Here is an 8689-nt window from a genome sequence, read left to right on the forward strand (position 1 = left end):
ATGCGGCTGGGGTAAGCCAGCACGGCCTTTTATAATGTCGAAAATAAGGTGACGCGGGTTATACGATGGCGGAGCAGGAAGGGGTTATAAAATTTCAGTTAAGTTATCAGCCGATGGCACTGCCGCCGGCGGTTAACATTGCTGAAATCAATGCCTGGCGCACCCTTTGCGTGCAGCTGGGCATGCTGGGTCAGCATCCGGCACGTTATGACAACTATGGTTTTGGTAATATCAGCCAACGGCTGGGGCAGTCGGCACAGTTTATTATCAGTGGCACCCAAACCGGTGGTAAAAAGGTGTTAACAGCGGCAGACTATGCGTTAGTTAGCCAGTGTCAGCCTGAACTTAACCGTATTGAGGCACTCGGGCCCTGTAAGCCTTCCTCCGAGGCTATGACCCATGGTCAGCTGTACTTACTGGAGCAAAATATTCATTTTGTGATCCATGCACATTGCCCGGCGATCTGGCACTATGCCGATCGTCTGAATTTACCACAAACCCGGGCCGAAATTCCTTATGGTACTGTGGCCATGGCGACAGAGGTTGGCCGGCTATTTGTGGAAACCGCGGTCGTGCAGCAGCGTATTTTTACTATGGCCGGCCATGAAGACGGTGTGGTCACCTTTGGTAGTACGGCGGCCGCCGCCTTTCAGGTGCTGGCCGAGTATTATGCCCTGGCGTTACGTTTGGGTGCTGAGCCGAATATTTAAGCGGCCAGCCGAAAAACTGCCTGAAAAACAAGCGCCGGTTAGTTTTTTCTGGTAAAACTAATCAAAACGGACAGCAGAGACCCTGATAAGATGCAGTTTCCGGCAAATATTAAACAACAAACCTGCAGTGACTGCCTGAGTGGCCAGGATCTGGGCTTTCAGATCCGCATGGCGTTTCAGCCAATCATAGACTGGCATGAGAAAACCATTATTGCTTATGAGGCGCTGGTTCGTGGGCCAAATGGCGAAGGTGCCGGCTGGGTATTTCAGCATATTAACGACGATAATAAATACTATTTTGACCAGGCGTGCCGGGTAAAAGCGATCGAAACTGCGGCCAAATTGGGCTGCAAAACCTTTTTGAATATCAATTTCTTGCCCAATGCGGTTTACAACCCGGAAACCTGTATTAAGGCAACCATTGAAGCCGCCGACACCTATGGCTTTGATCTCACTAAACTGATTTTTGAAGTTACCGAAGGCGAGCAAATTCCAGATAAGGCGCATTTAAACCGAATTTTCCAAAGCTATGCCAAACGCGGCTTTCAAACCGCGATTGACGACTATGGCTCGGGTTATGCCACGCTGGATTGGTTAATAGAGTTAAAACCGCATATTCTGAAATTGGATATGCAGCTGATCCGCAATATTGAGCAGAATCCGGCCAAGCAGTTTATTGTCGAGCGTACGCTAGAGCAGTGCGAGCTGCAGGGTACCAAGGTGTTGGCTGAGGGCATTGAAAGCCGTGCTGAGTTGGACTATCTGACCTCTGTCGGTATTCGTTATTTGCAGGGCTATTATTTTGCCCGACCGGAGCTGGAAAAGCTTGCGACTTTGGCTGAGATTAACGGTCTGGCTTAAGCACTGAGCTTAGCTATAACTGTCGCAGCTCATTACACCAACAGCAAAAACAAAGGCGCCTTGCGGCGCCTTTAGCATTTACAGCTTTAAATTAGAAATTATACGCCACTCGGCCATAGAACAAGCGGCCAGAACGTCCAAACGGTGAGTAGTTCGAAAACGAGGTGGCGCCTGTGGTATTCAGATTGATTGGGAATGCATCCGGATACTGGTCAAAGATATTGTCGGCGCCAAAGGCTACCGTCCAGTTATCGTTAAACTCGTAGCGAGCTTCCAGATCAACCAGTGTTTTAGGTGTTAATACAAAGTCGGTGGCTGCAGTGGTGCCCGGCGCTAACACCTCACCATAGCGGGTAGCCTTTAAGGTCGCGCTTAAACTATCAAAGCTCCAGTTTACCGTGGCACCAATTTTATCTTTCGGTGTACCTTTCTCAAAGGTCAGCACATTCACCCGACCAAACAGGGTTGGCGCCGGATTCAGTGCGGAAAGCTGTGAGGTCGCCGGCACCGATTTCACCTTGGTTTCATTGTAGTTACCTACCAAAGTGAAGTCGAATAAGCCGAGCTTATCGGTGGGTAAGGTCCAGTTAATGACCACATCCACACCCTTGGTCTCGGTGTCGACGCCGTTAATAAAGAAGCGGCCGCCACCAATACCGATAAAGCCCTGAGAAGTCAGATACTCACGCACATTATTCTGAGTCAGGTTTTCGGATAGCACGATCCGATCATCAATATCGATACGATAACCATCGATAGTGATTGAAACTGGTCCAACACGGAATACGGTACCCAGTGAGTAGTTTACCGACTCTTCTGCATCCAGGGCTTTAGCGCCCAGCGCCTGAGCTACCGGATCATTCACCGGGAAGGTGGTAATATCAAACGGAATACCGTTGATAAAGTTGGTAGAGGTAGCCGTAAAGTTCTGTTGCTGCAGAGAAGGCGCACGGAAACCATTCTGTACTGAACCCCGCACGGCAAAGGTATCGGTAAAGTCATAACGCAGTGCTGCCTTGCCGGTCACGTTACTGCCAAAGTCGGAGTAGTCTTCGGCTCTTACCGCTACTGAGCCCAGCATATTGTCGGTCAGATTCGCTTCCAGATCGACATAAACGCCAATGGCGCGACGGGTCGCCCGTACTTCGTTAGAGGGACGGAAGCCCGGGAATACCTGAGCACCCGAAGCAGTCGGTGCACCGTTTAACAGCACGCCACCATTACGCCAGGAATCCGGTTCACCGGCGAAAATGCCGTAACGCTCACGGCGCATTTCTACACCGGTTGCCAGGTTAAGCGGCGAGGCTAAACCATCAACATTAAAGGAGCGTACACCTGACAGGTTAAATACTGCCTGGCCATAACGATAGCCACCGGCATCAAACTCGGTTTTGCTTAACGGGCCAATTGAGCGGTTCAGCGTATTCTCGATGGTAAAGGCCATGCGGTTTTGCCCCCAAACCAGCGAGCTGTCTACTGTCCATTCACCGACATCAAACTCATAACCGACCGCCGCACTGGCGTCTGTGACATCAGGGGCAATAATTGGCAGGAAGCCATCCGGATGAATTTCCGGTACGTTACGCACGTCATTCGGTGTACGGAAGAAACCGGCAGAGCGTGCTTCGCGATCCTGATAGCTCAGCCAGCCATACACCTTACCATTTTCCAGGGTTTTACCGGCATTGGCGAAAAAGGTGAACTGGTCCAGTTCCGGCTCGCCATACCAGGCATTAAAGCGATTGACCAATGCTTCACGTGGATCAAACTCGCCATTGACTCTGTTGTATTGCTGGCGGTGATCCCAGCCACCGCGCTCAGTGCGCTCTGCCTCTTTATATTCTGCCGATACCGTCAGATAGCCGTTATTACCCAGTTCAAAGCCGCGCCAGCCGCTTAACGTCAGCGTTTCTCCATCTACCCGGCTGCGGCGAAGGGTGCTGGGCGCGCTCCAGGTGGCACCGGCAACTACCGGGGTAGTGGGTACAGTGTAACTGGTATCGCGCCAGGCATAGGAGCTGGTAAAGTTACCGCCTTCACTGGCTTCGCGCAGCCGCACGTTGAGTACCCCGGCGATTGCATCTGAGCCATATTGGGCTGAGGCGCCGTCACGCAAGACTTCAACCGAATTGATAGCAGCGGTTGGAATAGTATTTAAATCCACCGCCGATGAACCACGCCCCACAGTTCCATTAACGTTAACCAGGGCTGCAGCATGCCGGCGTTTGGAGTTAACTAATACCAGAGACTGGTCTGGCCCTAAGCCACGTAAGGTTGCCGGGCGCACCGTATCGGTGCCGTCAGCCAGGCCGGGACGTGGGAAGTTAAATGAAGGTAAAGCAGTGGACAGCACCTGGTTTAGTTCAGTGGAGCCGGCGCGGGTCAGGCTTTCGGCGCTGACAACATCAATTGGCACTGCCGTATCTGATACCGAACGGCCCGCTACGCGGGTACCGGTTACTACGATTTGCTCAATACGTTCGGCCTTTTCTTCGGTTTCAGTATTGCTGCTTTGTTGAGCCAGAGCGAGTGGGCTGGAAAGCACCAGCGTCACGGCTAACGCAAGAGGATGGGGCTTGAAGCTATGCATAGGTGTTATCTCCTTGTTATATTTATTAAAGCTAGAACCTCAATAACCTGGTGTCAAACCAGTACCACAATTAAAGATAGCGTGACGTTGACAAAATTATGACTTAGGATGTCGATAACTTAAAGGATACAGACTTCCAGATGTCTTTACTACGCCACTTTGGTCGAATTGGAGCACTAAGATGAAAAAAAATACCCGGTTAATTCATGCTGGCCGCAGTAAGCAATGGACAGGCAGTGCGGTTAACCCACCGCTGGTGCGGGCGTCGACCATCGTATTTGATACGATGCAAGAGCTGCGCGAGGCCACCAAACAGCGCGGTAACCGGGTACCCTATTATGGCCGTCGCGGCACCCAAACCCATTTTGCGTTTCAGGAAGCCATGTGTGAACTGGAAGGCGGTGCCGGCTGCGCGCTTTATCCCTGTGGCGCGGCGGCGGTTAGCGGTGCCTTGTTGGCCTTTTTAAAGCAAGGCGATCACCTGTTGATGGTCGACAGTGTCTATGAGCCGACCCGGGCGCTGTGCGATAAGCTGCTGGCAGGTTTAGGGATTGAAACCACCTATTATGACCCGCTGATCGGTGCCGGTATCGCGGCGCTGATCAAACCCAATACCCGGATGATCTTTCTGGAATCGCCTGGTTCGCTGACGATGGAAGTGCAGGATATACCTGCCATTTGCGCGGTGGCGCGGGCGCAGCAGATCATTACGGTACTGGATAATACCTGGGCCTCGCCGATTTTGTGTAAGCCCTTTGAACTGGGCGTGGATATCTCAATTCAGGCGGCGACCAAGTATATTATCGGTCACTCTGATGTGATGCTTGGCACCGCCAGTGCCACTGAGCAATATTGGCCACAACTGCGCGAGCATAGCTATTTAATGGGCTACTGTGCTTCAGCCGACGATGTCTATGCTGCCAGTCGTGGCTTGCGCACCTTAGGGGTGCGGTTAAAGCAGCATGAACAAAATGCGTTGCAGGTGGCGCAGTGGTTAGCACAGCGACCCGAGGTGGCGACGGTACGGCATCCGGCCTTTGCCGATCACCCAGGTCATCAGCAGTTTAAACGTGATTTTAGCGGTAGCAATGGCTTGTTTTCGTTCGTGTTGAGCCAAGGCTCACTAAAACAAGTGGAAGCCTTTATCGAAGGAATGCAGCATTTTAAAATGGGTTTTTCGTGGGGCGGCTATGAAAGCCTGATCACAGCAACCCTCAATGTGCAGGCTCTACGTCAGGCCAGCCACTGGCCCTACAGCGGGCCCTTGATCCGGCTGCATATCGGCCTGGAAGATCCGGAGGATTTAATCGACGATTTGCAGGCGGCTTTTCAGCGCTTTCATGCGGCCATATAGCATTGCATAACTATGCGATTCTGTGGCTGGCGCTGGCTAGGATTGTCTGCATTAGTGCAGCCTAAATCTGCTCTAAAAGCCAGCAGTTTGGTTTTTTCTTATTCAGGAACTGCATAAATACTCACCGATCGGTATTTTTCAGGCAGTTTTTGCTGGCGATTTCACCACAATTCCCTACAATGCGCGCCCTCTGCAGCAGTGCCGGCACAGGTACTGCTGAGTTGTATCAGCCACTGGCTGTTTTATTCAGGAGCAAGCATGTCTGTATCGTTATCCAAAGTGAATTCTTTGCGTTTAAGTGTGGTGGCCGCTGCCGTTGCTGCAGCCAGTCCACAGTGGGTTGTGGCAGAAGAAAGCCCGCAGGCGGCAACCGAGCGCATTCAGGTTACCGGTTCGCGCATTCTGCGTGAAGGCGCTATAGCCCCGTCACCGGTAACGGTGATTTCCGGTCGTGATCTGGTGGAAACCGGCGCCATGAATATTGGTGAAGTGTTAAAAGAATTACCGTCACTGGCTGCCACTTATTCACTGGCTAACGCAGGCCGTTTTATCGGTACTGCCGGCTTAAGCTTACTGGATTTACGCGGTATGGGCGCTTCCCGTACGCTGGTGCTGGTTGATGGCCGTCGCCATGTTGCCAGCAGTGCCGGCAGTGCTGCGGTCGATACCAACAGCATTCCTACTGCCTGGTTAGACTCGGTGGAAATTATTACCGGTGGTGCCTCAGCCGTATATGGTGCCGACGCGGTAACCGGCGTAGTAAACTTTAAACTGAAAAAAGACATTCAGGGTTTCGATCTGGTGCTAAGCCGCGGTTTTGCTCAGGATAACCCGTACGATAACCATAAAGCCTTATTATCCTTTGGTACCGACTTCGCTGCCGGCCGTGGTAACTTTGCAGTAGCCGCTGAGTTTTCTGGTCAGGAAGGGATGAACGCCACTGATCGCCGGCAAACCCGCACCTCTTATATGGCTGTCGCTAACCCGGCTGACCGTGATGGTCGTGATAGCAACGGCGTCTTTATTCACGATGGTATTCCGGATCGGATCACCGTTGCTAATGCCGGTTGGTATGACAGCTCAACGGCCGGTAATTTTAAGTTAAATGGTGACTGGTACATCTTTAACCAGGACGGCAGCGTGCGTCTGCAGGAGCTGGGTACCACCTATGGCAATATTGAGCACTGTAGCAACTGTGAATTTTTAGATCTGCGGCAGTATCAGGATCTGCAGCCAAGCTTTAACCGCCAGAACCTGAATATGAAAGCTAACTTTGACCTGACGGACAGCATCAACCTGTTTGCCGAAGGCAAATATGTGCGCAGCAAAGGCAGTAACGAAGGTCAGCCATCATTCTTTGAATATGGCTCAGCGATCCGCATTATGCGTGACAACGCCTACCTGGATGACAGCATGGCAGCGCTGATGGACGCCAATAACCTGGATTCGATCCGTATTCACCGCTTCCAGAAAGATGCTGGCCGTCGCTTTGAACAAAATACCCGCACTACATCACGCTTTGTTGCCGGTGCGCAGGGTGAGCTGTCGGCAGACTGGGGCTTTGAAGCCTATGTTACCCACGGCGAAACCAAGCTGGAGCAGGTTAACTATAACAACCTGATCCGCACTAACTTCGCCCAGTCAGTTGATGCCGTAGTTGATGCCAATGGCCGTATTGTGTGTCGTGACGCCACTGCCCGCGCCAACGGCTGTGCACCAACCAGCCTGTTTGGTGACAACGCCATTAATGATGCGGCCCGTAACTGGTTTAATACCACCTCTTACAGCCACAGCACCATTCGCCAGCAAGTGGCGAATGCCAGCGTTAACAACAGTGGTCTGTTCGAATTACCTGCCGGTATGGTCGGCTTCTCAGCCGGTGTTGAATACCGTAAAGAAGAAAGTGAATCTGTACCGGATCGCTTTGCCGCTACCGGCGCTACTTTCCTGAATTCACTGCAATATATGCGCGGTGAGTTCGATGTGAAAGAAGCCTTTACCGAAGTGTCAGTACCATTACTCTCTGATCTACCACTGATCCAGGATCTGGTATTTGATGCTGCGGTGCGTTACGCCAATTACAGCACCATCGGTGATGCCACCAGCTGGAAAACCGGTCTGGACTGGAGCCTGAACGGCGAGTTCCGGATCCGTGCCACTTACTCTGAAGCGCTGCGGGCACCGAATATCAGCGAACTGTTTGGCCCGCAAAACCAAACCTTCTTCCGGGTAACAGATCCGTGCGCTACCACCGAGCGCCAGAGCCAGACGCGGGTAAACAACTGTGCGGCCATTGGTATTGCCCCGGACTTCCAGCTGAACAATCCAGCAGCGACAGTGGAAGGTTTAAGCGGTGGTAACCCGGATCTGCGTGCTGAAAAATCAGATAGTTACACTGTTGGTTTTGTTTACCAGCCAGATTTTATCCGCGGCTTTAGCATGACCGTTGACTACTGGTCGATTGAAATCAATGACGCTATCGCCTCTATTTCTGCACAAAATATTCTGAACCGCTGTGTCGATTCAGCCAGTGGCCCGAATATGCAGTTCTGTAATCTGGTACAGCGTAACCCGCAAACCCAGACGCTGCGCTTAATTACCTCAGTAGTACAGAACGTGGCGGCACAAACGGCCAGCGGTATCGATTTTGAATTTGGTTATGATTTTGACGCCCTGGGCGGTCGCTTTAATACCAAGTTAATTGGTACCTGGCTGGAATCGCGTAAAACCTATTCGTTCCAGAACTTCCCGAACGAATATATTGAAAACGCCGGTGTTGCCGGTGACGCGACCTGGCAAGCTAACCTGAGCGTGAACTACCGTTACGATGCCTGGACAGCTGGCTTTAAAACCCGCTATATCGATGCGGTATCGCTGTTCACCAGCCAGTCACTGGCGCTGAACCCGGATCCAAGCGATATTATGAGTTATGGTAGTTACTTCGTAACCGATATCCGCCTGGGTTACGACTTCGCCAGCGGCGTTAAACTGGCATTCGGTGTTGATAACCTGTTTAACCGCGATCTGCCGGGTGTGGCTTTAGGCACTACCGCAGAAACCGGTCTGTACAATAATATCGGCCGTTTCTTCTACACCAGCTTCTCTTACGCTTTCTAAGCGAAGCGCTTAACGCATCCAACCCGGCCTCAGTGCCTGTCTCTTATACACAAATCC

General features: G+C 51.8%; 5 protein-coding genes. 4 read left to right on the forward strand and 1 reads right to left on the reverse strand.

What is annotated here, in order from left to right; all coding sequences use genetic code 11:
* The first annotated feature begins 65 nt into the window (after positions 1-65).
* Together A9165_RS12420 and A9165_RS12425 are read left to right on the forward strand one after the other, a co-directional pair.
* The gene (locus A9165_RS12420; RefSeq protein ID WP_008609774.1) at positions 66-710 is read left to right on the forward strand and encodes a class II aldolase/adducin family protein; all 645 of its coding nucleotides are present in this window, start codon (positions 66-68) and stop codon (positions 708-710) included.
* A gap of 90 nt (positions 711-800) precedes the next feature.
* Complete coding sequence (locus A9165_RS12425) at positions 801-1571, forward strand: EAL domain-containing protein (RefSeq protein WP_008609773.1); 771 nt, start codon at positions 801-803, stop codon at positions 1569-1571.
* 91 nt (positions 1572-1662) lie between these two features.
* On the opposite strand, the gene A9165_RS12430 is transcribed toward A9165_RS12425, so the two are convergent.
* A complete protein-coding gene (locus tag A9165_RS12430; protein ID WP_008609772.1) occupies positions 1663-4161 on the reverse strand; it encodes a TonB-dependent siderophore receptor in 2499 nt (832 codons plus the stop codon).
* A 181-nt stretch (positions 4162-4342) separates the two neighbouring features.
* Between A9165_RS12430 and A9165_RS12435 the strand changes: the two genes are divergently transcribed.
* Together A9165_RS12435 and A9165_RS12440 are read left to right on the forward strand one after the other, a co-directional pair.
* Positions 4343-5515: a cystathionine beta-lyase gene (locus tag A9165_RS12435; protein ID WP_008950656.1), complete on the forward strand. Its 1173-nt coding sequence runs from the start codon at positions 4343-4345 to the stop codon at positions 5513-5515.
* 258 nt (positions 5516-5773) lie between these two features.
* A complete protein-coding gene (locus A9165_RS12440; RefSeq protein WP_065956122.1) occupies positions 5774-8632 on the forward strand; it encodes a TonB-dependent receptor in 2859 nt (952 codons plus the stop codon).
* Positions 8633-8689 lie beyond the last annotated feature (57 nt).

This window comes from Alishewanella sp. HH-ZS (genome assembly GCF_001704375.1).
Taxonomy (GTDB): domain Bacteria; phylum Pseudomonadota; class Gammaproteobacteria; order Enterobacterales; family Alteromonadaceae; genus Alishewanella; species Alishewanella aestuarii.

What these genes read in the sequence shown, in the direction of transcription:
- A9165_RS12420 (WP_008609774.1), top strand. Translation starts at nt 66, where the DNA reads ATGGCGGAGCAGGAAGGGGTTATAAAATTTCAGTTAAGTTATCAGCCG.
- A9165_RS12425 (WP_008609773.1), top strand. Translation starts at nt 801, where the DNA reads ATGCAGTTTCCGGCAAATATTAAACAACAAACCTGCAGTGACTGCCTG.
- A9165_RS12430 (WP_008609772.1), bottom strand. Translation starts at nt 4,161, where the DNA reads ATGCATAGCTTCAAGCCCCATCCTCTTGCGTTAGCCGTGACGCTGGTG.
- A9165_RS12435 (WP_008950656.1), top strand. Translation starts at nt 4,343, where the DNA reads ATGAAAAAAAATACCCGGTTAATTCATGCTGGCCGCAGTAAGCAATGG.
- A9165_RS12440 (WP_065956122.1), top strand. Translation starts at nt 5,774, where the DNA reads ATGTCTGTATCGTTATCCAAAGTGAATTCTTTGCGTTTAAGTGTGGTG.